The sequence below is a fragment of the Streptomyces sp. NPDC054961 genome (assembly GCF_053609145.1).
Genome location: NZ_JBSGWY010000052.1, coordinates 14,795 through 29,603, shown reverse-complemented (window position 1 = coordinate 29,603; position 14,809 = coordinate 14,795). Strand labels below are relative to the sequence as shown.

13 protein-coding genes are annotated in these 14,809 nt (G+C 72.3%); 9 read left to right on the top strand and 4 right to left on the bottom strand.

Annotation, left to right across the window (positions count from 1 at the left end; translation table 11 throughout):
* Positions 1–122 precede the first annotated feature (122 nt).
* Both ACWF9Z_RS32245 and ACWF9Z_RS32240 read right to left on the bottom strand, forming a co-directional pair.
* Positions 123–1,745: an FAD-dependent oxidoreductase gene (locus tag ACWF9Z_RS32245; RefSeq protein WP_453608190.1), complete on the bottom strand. Its 1,623-nt coding sequence runs from the start codon at positions 1,743–1,745 to the stop codon at positions 123–125.
* Positions 1,742–2,686, bottom strand: coding sequence for a methyltransferase (locus tag ACWF9Z_RS32240; RefSeq protein ID WP_453608187.1), 945 nt, complete (start codon positions 2,684–2,686; stop codon positions 1,742–1,744). Before ACWF9Z_RS32240 ends, ACWF9Z_RS32245 begins: the two co-directional genes overlap by 4 nt.
* A 260-nt stretch (positions 2,687–2,946) precedes the next feature.
* On the opposite strand from ACWF9Z_RS32240, the gene ACWF9Z_RS32235 reads away from it, so the two are divergent.
* The 5 genes from ACWF9Z_RS32235 to ACWF9Z_RS32215 all read left to right on the top strand — a co-directional run bounded on the left by ACWF9Z_RS32235 (position 2,947) and on the right by ACWF9Z_RS32215 (position 9,286).
* Positions 2,947–3,450: an SgcJ/EcaC family oxidoreductase gene (locus tag ACWF9Z_RS32235; protein ID WP_453608184.1), complete on the top strand. Its 504-nt coding sequence runs from the start codon at positions 2,947–2,949 to the stop codon at positions 3,448–3,450.
* Positions 3,451–3,529: 79 nt separating this feature from the next.
* A complete protein-coding gene (locus ACWF9Z_RS32230) occupies positions 3,530–4,072 on the top strand; it encodes a MarR family winged helix-turn-helix transcriptional regulator (RefSeq protein ID WP_453608181.1) in 543 nt (180 codons plus the stop codon).
* Positions 4,073–4,261: 189 nt separating this feature from the next.
* Positions 4,262–4,906, top strand: coding sequence for a DUF4865 family protein (locus ACWF9Z_RS32225; protein WP_453608178.1), 645 nt, complete (start codon positions 4,262–4,264; stop codon positions 4,904–4,906).
* Between the two features lie 93 nt (positions 4,907–4,999).
* Positions 5,000–7,180, top strand: coding sequence for an MMPL family transporter (locus ACWF9Z_RS32220; protein WP_453608176.1), 2,181 nt, complete (start codon positions 5,000–5,002; stop codon positions 7,178–7,180).
* Between the two features lie 612 nt (positions 7,181–7,792).
* Positions 7,793–9,286 carry a peptide MFS transporter gene (locus ACWF9Z_RS32215; RefSeq protein WP_453608174.1) on the top strand — a complete coding sequence of 498 codons (1,494 nt, stop codon included), beginning with the start codon at positions 7,793–7,795 and terminating at the stop codon, positions 9,284–9,286.
* Positions 9,287–9,392: 106 nt separating this feature from the next.
* Here ACWF9Z_RS32215 and ACWF9Z_RS32210 read toward each other — a convergent pair whose 3' ends face one another.
* Positions 9,393–9,941: a PadR family transcriptional regulator gene (locus tag ACWF9Z_RS32210; protein ID WP_453608171.1), complete on the bottom strand. Its 549-nt coding sequence runs from the start codon at positions 9,939–9,941 to the stop codon at positions 9,393–9,395.
* A 140-nt stretch (positions 9,942–10,081) separates the two neighbouring features.
* Here ACWF9Z_RS32210 and ACWF9Z_RS32205 point away from each other — a divergent pair, with 140 nt between their 5' ends.
* The gene (locus tag ACWF9Z_RS32205; protein ID WP_453608168.1) at positions 10,082–10,651 is read left to right on the top strand and encodes a hypothetical protein; all 570 of its coding nucleotides are present in this window, start codon (positions 10,082–10,084) and stop codon (positions 10,649–10,651) included.
* A 102-nt stretch (positions 10,652–10,753) separates the two neighbouring features.
* A complete protein-coding gene (locus tag ACWF9Z_RS32200; RefSeq protein WP_453608165.1) occupies positions 10,754–10,966 on the top strand; it encodes a hypothetical protein in 213 nt (70 codons plus the stop codon).
* A 47-nt stretch (positions 10,967–11,013) separates the two neighbouring features.
* Here the strand turns inward: ACWF9Z_RS32200 and ACWF9Z_RS32195 are convergent, their stop codons facing one another.
* On the bottom strand, positions 11,014–11,985 hold the full coding sequence (locus tag ACWF9Z_RS32195; protein WP_453608163.1) for a helix-turn-helix transcriptional regulator: 972 nt from the start codon (positions 11,983–11,985) through the stop codon (positions 11,014–11,016).
* Between the two features lie 63 nt (positions 11,986–12,048).
* On the opposite strand from ACWF9Z_RS32195, the gene ACWF9Z_RS32190 reads away from it, so the two are divergent.
* Both ACWF9Z_RS32190 and rox read left to right on the top strand, forming a co-directional pair.
* The gene (locus ACWF9Z_RS32190) at positions 12,049–13,194 is read left to right on the top strand and encodes an epoxide hydrolase family protein (RefSeq protein WP_453608160.1); all 1,146 of its coding nucleotides are present in this window, start codon (positions 12,049–12,051) and stop codon (positions 13,192–13,194) included.
* A 135-nt stretch (positions 13,195–13,329) separates the two neighbouring features.
* Positions 13,330–14,790, top strand: a complete 1,461-nt coding sequence (rox, locus tag ACWF9Z_RS32185) for a rifampin monooxygenase (protein ID WP_453608157.1) — start codon at positions 13,330–13,332, stop codon at positions 14,788–14,790.
* The last annotated feature ends 19 nt before the right edge of the window (positions 14,791–14,809 follow it).

The window sequence follows — 14,809 nt, the reverse complement described above, 5'->3', positions numbered from 1 at the left end:
GCGCGCCAGTCGTACACCTGAAGCTTGGGCCTCCCTCGCTCCCAGAGTTCTGCGGGGGCGCGCCGCGCCTCACCCGCCCAGCCCCGCCCCCCCCCCCCCCCTCTCCTCTGTGGCACCTGCTCCTACCGCGCCGCGGCCACCGCCCGGCCCAGCACCGCCTCGAGGTGCCCCTCCAGCGCCGCGCCGTCGCGCGCGCCGCCACGGAAGGCCACGTACCCGTCCGGCCGCAGCAGGAGGACCGCCCCGCGCTGCGCGCCGAACGCCGCGCGCAGCGCGCCGTCCGGGTCCGCCAGGGTCTGCGTACCGCCGCCGACCGCGCCGCCGAAGGCGTTGCCCACCACGCGGGCGGTGACGCCCGCCCGGCGGGCGGCCGGGGCGAGCTCCTTGGCCGCGAGGCCCGCGGACTCCGGGTCGGCCGGGTCCGCGGGGAAGGCGAGCAGGGTCCAGGAGCCCCGCCCGATCAGGCGGAACAGCCGGCCCTCGGGGGAGTGCAGCGCGGCGTCCGGCACGCGGTCGCCCGCGACCGGTCCCGCCCCGTCCGTCGCCCCGGCCGCCGCCGCGCCGTCCGGCCCCCCGCTCAGCGGGCTGTCCGGGTAGGCGAGCGGCAGGCCGGTGTGGCCCGACCCCATGTGGTCGAGCGCCTCGTACAGCCGGTCGAACGGCGGCACGGGTCCCGTACCGCCCCAGTACGTACGGTGGTTGCGCTCGGCGAGGCCGAGCGCCACCGGCCGGCGCTCCGCCTCGTAGCTGTCGAGCAGGGTGTCACCGGCCTCGCCGCGGACCACGGCGGCGAGCTTCCAGCCCAGGTTGAAGGCGTCCTGGACACCGGTGTTCATGCCCTGCGCGGTCACCGGCATCAAGGTGTGCGCGCTGTCGCCCGCCAGCAGGAGGCGGCCGTCGCGGTAGGAGCCGGCGACCGCGTTGTACAGCCGCACCCGCCAGTTGAAGCGGGCGTCGTGGAACTCCAGGTCGTACACCCCGGTGACCCGGCGCGCGGCTTCCAGGACCTCCTCGACCTCCGGATCGCCGGTCCGCCCGGTGTCGGCGACGCCGATGTAGAAGCGGTGGCGTCCGTCGGGCAGCGGCGCGCTGCCCAGCGAGCCCTCCCGCGTCAGGAAGAGGTGGCAGTGGGAGGGGTCGCCCGGGAGCGAACCCGTCCAGCGCGCGTCGACCTGGAGCAGCTGGGTGCCGGAGTAGTGCTTCTTCTCCCAGGCGCAGTCCATCGCGTCGCGCACCGAGCTGTGCGGGCCCTGCGCCCCCACCACCCAGCCCGCGCGCGTCAGTTCGCTGCCGCCGTCGGCCGTCTCGAGGCGCACGGTGACGCCGTCGTCGTCCTGCGCCACGGGCACGGCCGTGAGGCCGCGCTCCACCTCGACGCCGAGCCCGGACAGGTGGCGGGTGAGCATCGCCACAGTGTCCTGCTGCCCGACGAGCAGCGGCCGCGGGTACGGGGTGCCCGGCTGGGCGGCGTCGCGGACGTGCGGCGGGTACCCGGCGAAGTGGTGGGTGCGGAAGGTGTACGGCACGCCCGAGGCGAGGTACTCCTCGACCGGCAGGCCCATGAGGTCGAAGACCTCCAGCGAGCGCTGCCACACGGTGCAGGCGCGGGTGCCGGTACGCGGCTCCGCACGCCGGTCGACGATCCGGACGCGCACGCCCCGCCGGACCAGTTCGATGGCGGTGCAGAGCCCGACCGGGCCCGCACCGACCACCAGTACCTCGGGACCGGGTGTCCCGGGCGTCACGCCCGCTCCCATTCGAGGAGCGAGTGGTACGAGGGCAGTCCGGTGACCCCGCGCAGCTTGAGCCCGGCCTGCGCGGCCAGGGCGGCGAACTCCTCCACGGTGCGCTCGCGGCCCTTGTTGAAGACGAGCATGCGCAGGTCGTACTCGGTGTTCAGCTGCTTGCCCTCGTCCTCGGCGATGACCCGGTCGACGATCATGACGCGGCCGTTCTCGCCCGCGGCCTCGGCGCAGCGCTTCAGGATGGCGACGGACTCCTCGTCGTCCCAGTCGTGCAGGATCTGGCTGAGGACGTACATGTCCGCGCCGGCCGGGAGTTCGTCGAAGAAGCTCTGGGCGACGAGCTCCGTACGGCCGGACAGGCCGGCGGCCTCGAAGCGGGCGGCGCCGCCCTCGACGGTCCCGGGCAGGTCGACCACCGTGCCGCGGGCGGCGGGAGCCGCCTTGAGGATCTCCGCGAGCAGGGCGCCGGTGCCGCCGCCGATGTCGGCGATGTGGCCCAGCGAGTCCCAGGGGTAGGCGCCGGCGGCGGCGGGGGCGAGCTTGCCCTGCACGGCGGCCATCTGGTCGCTGAAGGTGTCCGTCAGCGCCTGGTCGTCGGCGAGGTCGTCCCAGAAGGGACGGCCGAAGACCTGGTCGTAGCCGGGCTCGCCGGTGCGGACGGCGTGCAGCAGGCCGCCGCAGGCCGCGAGGTCGATGCGGCCGCTCGCGCCCTCGAGGTCCAGCCAGTGCCGCATCCGGGAGGGGTGGGCGTCCAGCAGGAGCCTCGAGGTGTCGGTGAGCGCGTAGGTGCCGGCCGCCGTCTCCTCGAAGATGCCGCGGCAGGAGAGGAACCGCAGCAGCCGGCCCAGCGAGTCGGCGTCGGTCGCGGTCTTCGCGGCGAGTGCGTCGCGGGTGTCGATGCCCGCCGCGATGTGGTCGGCGATGCGCAGGGTGGCCGCCACCCGCACCCCGATGGGGGTGAAAACGTCCAGGAAAGCCGGGCGCCCGCCCGGACCCCGCGGTGTCGTCTGTGCCTGGTTGTCGATGGGAATGCACCTCTTCCGAAAGTCTCCGGTGCCTCTGACGGGCGGGCCGATGGTCCTGAAGGGGACTCGACACCGGCTCAAGCGCGGCTGGCGGGGTTGACACGGCCCACTAGATCTCTCTAAATTAGAGATGCACGGAAACAGAGAAGCACTAAATGAGAGCGAAAGGCTCCGTCATGAAGACCAGCACCGCCACCGGTCCCCGCGTCCGCGACGAGGTCCGCGTCCTGCTCGACGAGCTGTCCGGCCACTGGGACCGCGCCGACGCCCGCGGCTACGCCCGGCTCTTCACCCCGGACGCCGCGTACGTCCAGTTCAACGGGGTCGTGCTGGACGGCCGGGTGCAGATCGAGGACATGCACGACCTGATGTTCCGCACGATGCTCTACGGCACCCGGCTGCTCTGCGACACGATCGAGAGCGTCCGCCGGGTCGACGAGAACACCGCGGTGGTCGTCTCCACCGGAGCGGCGCTCTTCCCCTGGCAGCGCGAGATCACCGCCAAGCGGCTGTCACGGCAGACGATGGTCCTGGTCCGCGAGGAGGGCCGCTGGCTGATCGCGTCCTTCCAGAACAGCCGGGTGAAGCCCTTCCCGACCACCGGACCGCTTTTCCAGGTGGCCTCCAAGGCCGTACGCTTCCGGGTCGACCGGGCCCTGCGCGCCCGGCAGGCCCGCTGACCGGCAGGGAATGGCCGCACACGTGCGAGTCCTCGCCAGTACTCTGGCCGCACCGGACCGGCAGAGAGGCAGCTCGAGGATGCAACCGCAAGGCGACGGGGAAGACCGCTCCTCCGGCACCGGGGACCGCTCCTTCGGCACCCTGATGTCGCTCGCGACCGCACTGCGGGTGCAGGCCGCGCGGACCGTCCTCTTCCAGTCCGCGGTGGCCCAGTCGGTGGGCCTGAACGCCACCGACTTCAACTGCCTGAGCCTGCTCGACCTGGAAGGCCCGATGACCCCCGGCCGGCTCGCCGAGCGCGTGGGACTCAGCCGGGGAGGAGCCATCACCGCGGTGATAGACCACCTTCAGAAGGCCGGATTCGTCCACCGCCGCCCCGACCCCGCGGACCGCAGACGGGTCATCGTCGAGGCCGTCCCCGAAGCCTTCGCGGAGCGGGTCGAGACCGTCTTCGCCGAATACCGCGCCGCCCTCGGGAAGCTGCTCTCCGAACTGACCCCGGAACAGCAGCAGCTGCTCCTGGAGGTCACCACCAAGGGCAACGAGATCTTCCACACCGAGACCCTCCGGCTGCTCTCCCGCGAACCGGTGAAGGCCCCGAAGACCACCGCGGTCTCCTGACCCCACCGCCCGCGGCCCGCCGCCCCCGGGCCCCCGTCCTCCCGACCCCGTCATCTCCCGAACCCCGTCACCTCCCGCCTCCCGGGTCCGCCGCCCCCTGAACCCACCGCACCACCGCGGCTCTAGCGCGTCACGTCACACTCCGGTCACCGGCAGCCCTGTCCGCCGGGCAGAGCCACACCGGATGAGGTGACCCCGACCGTGCTGACCGCCCACTACTCCATCACCCTGCCGGCCGACTACGACATGACCGGCATCGCCCGGCGCGTGGCCGACCGTTCGGCTCCCTGGGACCGGCGGGCCGGACTCCTGATGAAGGCCTTCTGCGTCTCGGAGGTCGCGACCGAGGGCCACAACAGCTACGCCCCCTTCTACATATGGGCCGATCCGGCCGAGTTCGGATCCTTCCTCACCGGAGCCGAGTACGCCGGACTGTGCTCCGCGTTCGGCCCCGTGCCCGTCCGCACGGGCGTCGTCCTGCAGCAGCACCTCGGCACCGGAGGCACCTCGTACCTCCTCTCCGAGAGCGAGCCGCTCGGCCCCCTGACCGACCTGAGAGCGACCGCGCGCGCCGAGGAGGCCCGCCACCTGGCCGTCCTCGAAGACCCCGCCGTCCACTCGCACCTCACCGAACTCGACCCGGCCGCCATGACGGTGACCCGTCGCACCCTCCTGCACGAGGGACACGACGCCCCGCGGCCCAAGGACGGCGTCCGCGTGTTGCGCGTACTCCACCTGTCCCGCCCTCCGCAAGACCAGGAACAGACACAGACCCGGCCCCAGACGCACGACCAGACCCAGAACCAGCAAGACAACCAGAACCAGTCCACCTGACGTCCAGGCACATCCGCCCGGCGCTCGAGCGAGGCTCCGGCCGCACTCGACGCCGCTGTGGAGATCTGGGCGAGTTGCCTAGACAAGGAGTGCATGGTGACCACCACCCCCGTCAGGGGCGTCGGCAGCTCTGCCACGCCGCCACCCCCGCGCAAGACCATTCTGGAACGGACCTCGGCCTTCAGCCAGCGCCACCGCTGGACTGCCCTTTTACTGTGGACAGTCATTCTGGTCGGTGTCTGGGGCGGAGCCTCGGCCGTCGGAGACAGTTACCACGACGACTTCTCGCTGCCCGGCACCGAAACCCAGCAGACCCTCGAGGTCCTGGAGGAGCACGGCTCCCCGCAGGTCGGCGACAGCGTGGAGATCGTCCTGCGTGACGAGGCCGGCCTCGCCGGCGCCGACACCCAGCAGCGGGTGACCGCCATGCTGGACGAGGTCGCCAAGCTCCCCAAGGTCGCCCAGGTCCAGAGCCCGTACACGGAGACCGCCGCCGTCTCCAAGGACGGCACGATCGGCTACGCCACCGTCGTCCTCAAGGGCAAGACCGAGGACATGGAGAAGGCCGACACCCAGCAGATCCTCGACACGGCGCGCAAGGCGCAGACGGACCAGCTGCAGGTCGAGCTGGGCGGTGACGCCGCCCGCAAGATCGCCGAGCAGGAGAGCGGGGCCGCCGAAGGCACCGGCATGCTCGCCGCGCTGGTGATCCTCGCGATCATGTTCGGCACGATCATCGCCGCCGGACTGCCCATCATCACCGCCGTGTTCGCCGTGGGCAGCACCCTCGGCGGGATCGTGATCGTCTCGCACGTCTTCACCATCGCCAGTTACACGCCGTACATCCTGATCCTCGTCGGCCTCGGCGTCGGCATCGACTACGCGCTGCTGATCTTCGCCCGCTACCGCGCCGAACTGGTCAAGGGGGCCAGCCCGGAGGACGCCTCCGCCAAGGCGCTCGACATCGCCGGCCGTACGGTCTTCTTCGCCGGCTGCACGGTCATCGTCGCCCTGCTCGGCCTGGTGGCGCTGGGACTCGGTTCCCTCCAGGGCACCGCCGTCGCCCTCGCGCTGACCGTGCTGGTCACCATGCTGGCCTCGCTCACCCTGCTGCCCTCCCTGCTGGCCATCTTCGGCAAGCGGTTCGCCCGCCAGTTCACCGCCAAGGCGCAGAAGCGCGTCGCCAAGGGCAAGTCCGCCGAGGGCGGGGCCGCCTGGCGCCGCTGGGCGACCGGTGTGCAGCGCCGCCCGCTGGCCGGCCTGCTGCTCGCCGTGGTCGCCCTCGGCGCACTGGCCGCACCGGCCCTCGACATGCGCCTCGGCTTCGCCGACGCCGGCAACGACCCCGCCGCCTCCACCAGCCGTCGGGCCTACGACCTCCTCGCGGACGGTTTCGGCCCCGGCTTCAACGGTTCCCTCGTCGTGGTCGCCGAAGGTGACAGCCAGGCCGGAGAGGCCCTGTCGGCCAAGCTCAACTCCACCCCCGGCATCGCCGCCGCCACCCCCGCGTTCCCGGCGAACGACCAGAAGGCGTTCACCGTCATCGTCTTCCCCAGCTACGCGCCGCAGGACGCCAAGACCTCCGACCTCGTGCACGAGCTGAGGGACAACGTCCTGCCCGACCTCGCCAAGCAGCACGAGGCGACGTACCTCGTCGGCGGTGCCACCGCGGCCGTCGTCGACTACTCCGACACCGTCGCCAAGCGCATGCCGGTGTTCATCGCGATCGTCGTCGGCCTGTCGCTGGTGCTCCTGGTGATCGTCTTCCGCTCGATCCTGATCCCGATCAAGGCCGCCCTGCTGAACCTGCTGAGCATCGGCTCCGCGCTGGGCGCCATGACGCTGGTCTTCCAGAAGGGCATGTTCGGAGTCGAGCCGGGTCCGATCGAGGCCTTCCTCCCGATCATGATCTTCGCGATCGTCTTCGGCCTCTCCATGGACTACGAGATCTTCCTGGTCTCCCGGGTCCGCGAGGAGTGGGACCGCACGAAGGAGCCCGACACGGCCATCCGCGAAGGCGTGGCCCACACCGGCTCGGTCATCGTCGCCGCCGGCCTCATCATGATCTCGGTCTTCGGCGCCTTCATGCTGGGCGGTGACCGGATGCTCCAGCAGTTCGGCTTCGGCATGGCCGTCGCGGTGTTCGTCGACGCCATCGTCATCCGCCTGCTGATCGTCCCGGCCGCCATGCAGCTGATGGGCCGCAAGGCCTGGTGGATCCCGGCAGGCCTGGACAAGGCCCTGCCCAAGCTCAACATCGAGAAGCACGGCTGATTTGCCTCACCCCGCACAGGGCGGCCCGGGACGGACTCCGTCCCGGGCCGCCGTGCGTCCGGCGCCCGTGCGTCCGGCCGCCGTGCGCTGCCGTCGTCCGTGCGCCGCCGCGGCCGCGTCCGCCGGCGTGCGTCCGCCGCCGTGCGTCCGTCGCGCCGGTCGTGCGCCCGTCAGCACCCGGTGTCCGCGCAGGTCCGGCGCTGCTGTAGTCCATCGCGAGCCGCAGGCGCTTTCCTGACGGTGTGCGGGGCGAAGCGCCAGGGCGGCCCCACCGACGGCGAGCATCCCCCCGCCCCGTCGCCGGTGGACCGCCCTGGATCCCCCCTTCCCCACTGCGGCGCCTGGGCCCCCCTCCTCAGGCGCCGCACCCTTTTCCCGGCCGGTACCGCCCTTCGCGATCCGCCCCGGGCCGGTGCGATCCGTCACCGGGCCTCCCGGCGCCCGCTCCGAGCCCGCCCTCGAGCCCGCGCCCGAGCCCGCGCGCTCCCCTCGCCTTCCCCAAGCCGTCCGCGAGCCGTCCGCGAGCCTCCGTCGACCCGTCCCCGAAGGACCGCAGCGACCCTCTGCCCCTGCCCGGGTGAAAACCGTACGCACGAGAGGAGACGAAGACCGATGGCCGCCCCGACCCAGCCCCGCCTCGCGCCGCATCCGTCCGAACAGTCCGCCACCGGACTGCTCGGCCAGCCCCGCTGGTTCCTCACCCTGTGGGGCACGGACATGTGGGAGCGCTTCAGCTTCTACGGGATGTCGGCCATCCTCGTCCTCTTCGCGACCGCCCCGTCCGCCGACGGCGGCCTCGGCATGTCCAACGAGGACGCGGCCCTCCTCTTCGGCCTCTACATGGCCTCGGTGTTCATCGCCTCCGTGCCCGGCGGCTGGATCGGCGACCGCATCCTCGGTTCGTACCGCGCCGTCCTCTACGGCGGCGTCCTGATCGGACTCGGCCACCTCTCCATGGCCGTGCCCGTCACCGGGTTCTTCTACCCCGGTCTGCTGCTGATCGCCGTGGGCACCGGCATGCTCAAGCCGAACATGGCGAGCCTCCTCAGCGCCTTCTACGACCGCCAGGACCGCGCGGGCCGCGACGCCGGATTCGCCATCTTCTACATGAGCGTCCAGGTCAGCGCCCTCATCGCCCCGCTCGTCGTGGGCGCCGTCGGCGAGGGCGTGAACTGGCACCTCGGCTTCGGACTGGCCGCCCTGGGCATGGGCGCGGGACTCGTGCAGTACGTCCGGGGCGCCCGCCACTTCGCCGGAGTCGGCAGCGCGCCCGAGCGCTTCGCGACCCCGCTCCAGCGCACCCGCGTCCTGCGCTTCTCCCTCGCGGCCGCCGCGCTCGTGCTGGCCGGCTACGGGACGGACGCCCTCCTGGGGGCCTTCGAGATCGGCCACGTCATGGCCCTCATCGGCCTGTTGTGCGTGGTCTCGCCCGTGGTCTGCTTCTGGCGGCTCATCCGCAACCCCCTGCTCAGCGCGGGGGAGCGGACCCGGGTCAAGACGTACATCTGGCTCTTCCTGGCCTCGGCGGTCTTCTGGGCGCTGTTCCTCCAGGGCGGCTCGGTCTTCACCCTCTTCGCCAAGGAGTCCACCGACCGCGAGGTGTTCGGGACCACCGTGCCCGCCAGCTGGTTCCACGCGGCGATCCCGTTCTTCGTCCTCGTCACCGCGCCGGTGTTCGCCTGGCTGTGGAAGCGTGCCGGAGACCGGATCCCCACCGCCGTGAAGTACGCCGTCGGCATGGGCTCCACCGGCTGCGCCTACCTCCTCATGGCGCTCGCCGCGCTCGCCGCCTCCGGCGGGGAGCGCGTCTCTCCCCTCTGGCTCGTGACGTCCTTCCTGCTCCTCGCCGCCGGCGAGGTCGCCTTCGCCCCGGTGGGCATGAGCGCCACGACGGCCATCGCCCCCGCCACCTTCACCAGCCAGATGGTCTCGCTGTTCTGGCTGTCCGGGGCGCTGGGCGGCGGGGTGGGCGGCAACGCCCTCAAGGTCTCCGGCCACGAGGTCCCGGGCCCCGGCTACTTCCTCGCCCTGGGCCTGGCCGCCCTCGTCGTGGCCGGCTCCCTGGTCCTGGCCCGCCGCCCGCTGACCCGCCTGCTCGGAGTGTGATCGGAAAGCCGCATGGCCCGGCCGCCGTTCGGCTGCCGGGCCGGTCGTACGAGAAGAACCGGGTGCGGTCGGTCAGCGGTGTCCGCGATGCCGTCAGGCCCGGCGACTACCGCGCGCCGGCCCCGGCGGGAGGCGTCCGGTCCCCGGGGATCTGCTCGAGGGCCCAGCGGGCCCATTCCCGCTTCATCGCGCTGCCGCGCAGTCCGTACTCCAGCACGAGCCGCCCGGACACCGACAGCGGGTCACCCGTCCAGTCGCGCGAGGCCAGCAGGCCCTCGAGCTCGGTGATCTGCTCGGCCTCCGCCTCGGCGATGCGCACGAGCTGCGCGCGGGCCTGATCGGGCGGCAGGAGACCGAGGAAGAAGACCCGCAGCATCCACTCGCTGCGCAGCGGCTGGGGCTGGGCGGGAGTGGTCAGCCAGCGCTGCAGCTCGGTACGCCCTTCGGGGCGGAGCGTGTACTCCTTGCGCCCCCGGGGGCCTTCGGCCGAGACCTCGACGAGTCCGGCGTCGGTCATCCGGGTCAGTTCCCCGTAGACCTGACTCTGCGTGGCCCGCCAGACGTTGGCGAGCGTGGTGTCGAACAGCTTCATCAGGTCGTAGCCGCTGGACGGCCGCTCGGCGAGCAGGCCGAGGAGTGCGTGGCGAAGGCTCATGACCCCACCCTACCTTCCACTCTTGACAGGTCACAATGGCAGCTTCTACATTCGACCTGTCATTACTGGAATATCCCGTAGGCGGCCCGGACCCTCCCCGTCGGACGGCCCCGACCACCCGAGCAGAGACGGCAGAAGCCATGAAGTCGAACCCCCTCCTGAGCCTGGCCCCCTGGATCGTCTTCACGCTGGCGGCCGGCAACGGCGTCGCCGCCCAGTGGTCCGCCGCTCTCGCGGCCCTGGTCGCCCTCGCCGCCGCGGTCCCCTCGCTGCTCGCCGGCCGCCCCAAGATGCTGGACGCCATGGGGATCGCGACCTTCGCGGCGCTCTCCGCCCTCGCCTTCGCCGGCGGGCACGGAGCCCAGGCCTTCGTCACCGACAACGGCCGCACCGTGGCCACCGGCGCCCTGGCGGCGCTGATCTTCCTCACCCTGCCCGTGCTGCCCTTCACCGAGCAGTACGCCCGCGAGGAGGCGCCCCGGATCGTGTGGAACACCCCCGCCTTCAAGAAGACCAACCGCCTCTTCTCCGCGGCCTGGGGCGGTGTGTTCGCGCTGATGACCCTCGCCCACCTCGTCGCGTCGACCGCCCCCCACAACACCGGCCTGGACGTGGTCTGCAACTGGATCGTCCCCATCGTCGCGGTCCAGCGGATGTTCACGTTCATGAAGCGCTACCGCGCCCGGCAGTCGGCCCCGCGGACCGCGTAGCACCGCGGCCCCGCGCCGGTCACGGCGCGGGACGGTCCTTCCGGGAGTCGCCGCCCCCTGGGTAAGGTCGGCTCCTGACTTCTCGTACGGGGGTGGGGCGTCGTGATCGAACTCGGTGTGTTCTTCGGTGTGATGGGCCTGGCGGCGCTCTGGATGGTGCGGACCCTGCTGCGCCGCGGCAACCGGCGCACGGAGACCGCGGAGGGCCTGCGGATCGAGCAGGCCCGCAGGGAACAGGCCCACCGCGACCGGAACGCGTACAGCGCGACGGCCCTGCACAACTCCCCGACGCACGGCATCGACCCCAGGCCCTGACCGGCGGCCCCGCGGGCAGGGGTGCGCGCCCCGCGTCAACCGGCCCCTCAGCGCGCCGGCGGCGGCGTGGAGCGCGCGTAACGGTCCGCCAGCCGGCGCAGGTGGAGGACCAGTTCCTCCGGCCCCGTGACATCGAAGTCGAAGTCGAGCAGGGCCAGATGGACCGCGAGGGTCTGCACCGTGTCGGCTCCGGTGACCAGCACGCAGCTCTGCGCGTCGACCGCCTCGACCGTGCCGACCGCCGGGTTGATCCGCTCGATCACCGCCCGCGCCGGCGCGTGCACGGTCACCCGCGCGTGGTGGCGCCAGGCCGCGCCCGACACCCGCCGGGAGACGTACGCCGCCACGTCCCCGCCCGGGACCTCGCGCGGGGCGAACCGCGGCCCGGTCGGCGTACGGGGCTCGATCCGGTCGGCCCTGAAGGTCCGCCAGTCCTCGCGTTCGACGTCCCACGCCACCAGGTACCAGCGCCGCCCCCAGTTCACCGCCCGGTACGGCTCCACGACCCGACGGGTGGCCGAACCCGCGTGGTCCAGGTAGTCGAACCGCAGCCGCTCGCGGTCGCGGCAGGCGGAGACCAGCACGCTCAGCACGTCCGCCGACACCGTCGGGACCGGCCGGTCCGCCGGTACGGCCACGGTGTAGGCGGCCAGGGCCCGCACCCGCCGCCGGAGCCGCGAGGGCAGCACCTGCTCCAGCTTGCCCAGCGCCCGCAGCGCGGTCTCCTCCGCACCGGGTACGGCCCCCTGTGCGGCGGTGCGCAGCGCGACCGTCACCGCGACGGCCTCCTCGTCGTCGAGGAGCAGCGGGGGCATGGCCGCCCCGGCACCCAGCCGGTAGCCACCCGTGGTTCCGCGCGTGGCGTCCACGGGATAGCCCAGCTCGCGCAGCCGGTCGACGTCGTTGCGGACGGTACGGCCGCTCACCCCGAGGCGCTCGGCCAGTTCGGACCCCGGCCAGGCCCTCGGAGTCTGCAGGAGGGACAGCAGGCGCAGCAGTCGTGCGGAGGTGTCGGACACGAGGCCCACCCTCCCGATTCATTAGGAACGTACCGTGCCTATATCGAGAATATCGTCTTACCCATGGAGAACAGCAGCAACACCGACGCCCGGATCCAGCCCTTCCGCATCGACGTGCCGCAGGACGAGCTCGACGACCTGCGCGCCCGCCTCGCCCGCACCCGCTGGAGCAGCGAGATCCCCGGCACCGGCTGGACCCGGGGCGTGCCCGCCGACTACCTCAAGGCCCTGGCCGCGTACTGGGCCGACGGCTTCGACTGGCGCAAGGCGGAGGCCGAGCTCAACGAGTTCCCCCAGTTCACCACCGGGATCGACGGCCAGAACATCCACTTCCTCCACGTCCGCTCGCAGAACCCGCAGGCCGTCCCGCTGCTCCTGCTCCACGACTGGCCGTGCTCGTTCGTCCAGTTCACCGACGTCGTCGCACCCCTCGCGGAGCACTTCCACGTCATCGTGACCTCCACCCCCGGCACCGGCTTCTCCGGCCCGCTCGCCGGGGCGGGCTGGAACACCGGCCGCATCGCGGGCGCGTTCGTCGAGCTCATGGCCCGGCTCGGGTACGACTCCTACGGCGTCCAGGGCACGGGCGGCGGCGCCTGGATCGCCGCCGAGATGGGACGCCGGGCTCCCGACCGGATCATCGGCGTCCACGTCAACGGCCTGGTCACCTTCCCCTCCGGGGACCCCGCCGAACTCGAGGGCCTGACCGCGTCCGAGCAGGAGCGCCTCGCCCGGCTGGAGGACTTCCAGCAGGACAAGATGGGCTTCGTCGCCATCCAGTCCACCCGCCCGCACACCCTCGCCCACGGCCTGCACGACTCACCCGTCGGCCAACTGGCCTGGATCGCCGAGAAGTTCAAGGAGTGGACGGACCCCGCCTGCGAGCTCCCCGAGGACGCTGTGGGCCGCGACCGGCTGCTCACCAACATCAGCCTCTACTGGTTCACCGGCACGGCCGGCTCCTCGGCGAACCTCTACTACGAGTCGGGCCACGACCCGAGCGCCTGGTCCCCCAAGCCGCGCGGCACCGTCCCGACCGGTGTGGCCGTGGCCCTGCCCACCGACATCGCCATCCGCCGCTTCGCCGAGCGGGACCACCACATCACCCACTGGACGGAACTGGACCGGGGCGGCAACTTCCTCTCGATGGAGCAGCCCGAAGCCTTCGTCGAGGACGTCCGCGCCTTCTTCGCCGCGCCCGGCGCCTGAAACGACGAAAGGCAAGGAGGGGTGACCACTCCTTGCCATGTTCAAGATATAGCGCACCAGGGGGCTTGCGGCAAGGCCCCTCTCCTCCCGCAGAATCACTCCCTGAAGCCCGGACCTGCGGAAATGAGAACCTTGATGATCGACGTGATCGTTGTCGGCGGTGGACCGACCGGTCTGATGCTGGCCGCCGAACTGCGACTGCACGAGGTGCGCGTCGTCGTGCTGGAGAAGCTGACGGAGCCGACCGAGCAGTCCCGCGGCCAGGGCCTGCACGCGCGCAGCGTCGAGGTGATGGACCAGCGCGGCCTGCTGGACAGGTTCCTCGCGGTCAGCGAGAAGTTCCAGGTCGGCGGCCTCTTCGGCGGCATCATGAAGGCGTGGCCCGAGCAGCTGGACACGGCCCACCCGTACGGCGTCGCCACTCCGCAGCCGGTCACCGAGCGACTGCTGAACGAGCGCGCCCTCGAACTGGGCACCGAGATCCGGCGCGGCTGCGAAGTGGCGGGGCTGAGCCAGGACGAGGACGGGGTCACCGTGGAGCTCGCGGACGGCACCCGGCTCCGCTCGCGCTACCTCGTCGGCTGCGACGGCGGCCGCAGTACGGTCCGCAAGCTGCTCGGCGTCGGCTTCCCCGGCCAGGCCGCCACGGTCGAAACCCTGCTGGGCGAGATGGAGGTGACCGAGGATCAGGCGGTGATCGCCGCCGCCGTGAAGGAGGTCAACAAGACCCAGATCCGCTTCGGCGTCGTCCCCACCCAGGGCGGGCTGTGCCGCGTCATCGTGCCCGCCGACGGCGTGTCCGAGGACCGTACGGCCGAACCGACCCTCGAGGAGTTCAAGGAGCGGCTGCACGCCTTCGCGGGCACCGACTTCGGCGTGCACTCGCCCCGCTGGCTCTCCCGTTTCGGCGACGCCACCCGCCAGGCCGAGCGCTACCGGGTCGGCCGGGTCCTCCTGGCCGGCGACGCGGCCCACATCCACCCGCCGACCGGCGGCCAGGGCCTCAACCTCGGCGTCCAGGACGCCTTCAACCTCGGCTGGAAGCTGGCCGCCGCGGTCGACGGCTGGGCCCCGGAAGGCCTCCTCGACACCTACGAGGCCGAACGCCACCCGGTGGGCGCCGCCGTACTGGACAACACCCGCGCGCAGATCACGCTGATGGGCGGCGAACCGGGCCCGACCGCCCTGCGGGCGCTGTTCTCGAAGCTGATGGACTTCGAGGAGGTCAACCGGTACGTCACCGGCATGATCACCGCGGTCGACGTCCGCTACGACTTCGGTGAGGGCCCCGACCTCCTCGGCCGCCGCATGCGGGACGTCGAACTGAAGCAGGGCCGCCTGTACTCCCTCATGCACGAAGGCCGCGGCCTCCTCCTGGACCGGACGGGCCTCCTCTCGGTGGAAGGCTGGGCGGACCGCGTGGACCACGTCGTGGACGGCACCGAGGACCTGGCCGCCCTGCCCGCTCCCGCGATCCTCCTCCGCCCGGACGGCCACGTCGCCTGGGCCGGCGCGTCCCAGGAGGACCTCCTCGCCCACCTCCCCACCTGGTTCGGCGCCCCCGCCGACCAGCAGCCGGCCACCTCGGACCGCTGAGCGGTCCCTCCGGGGCACC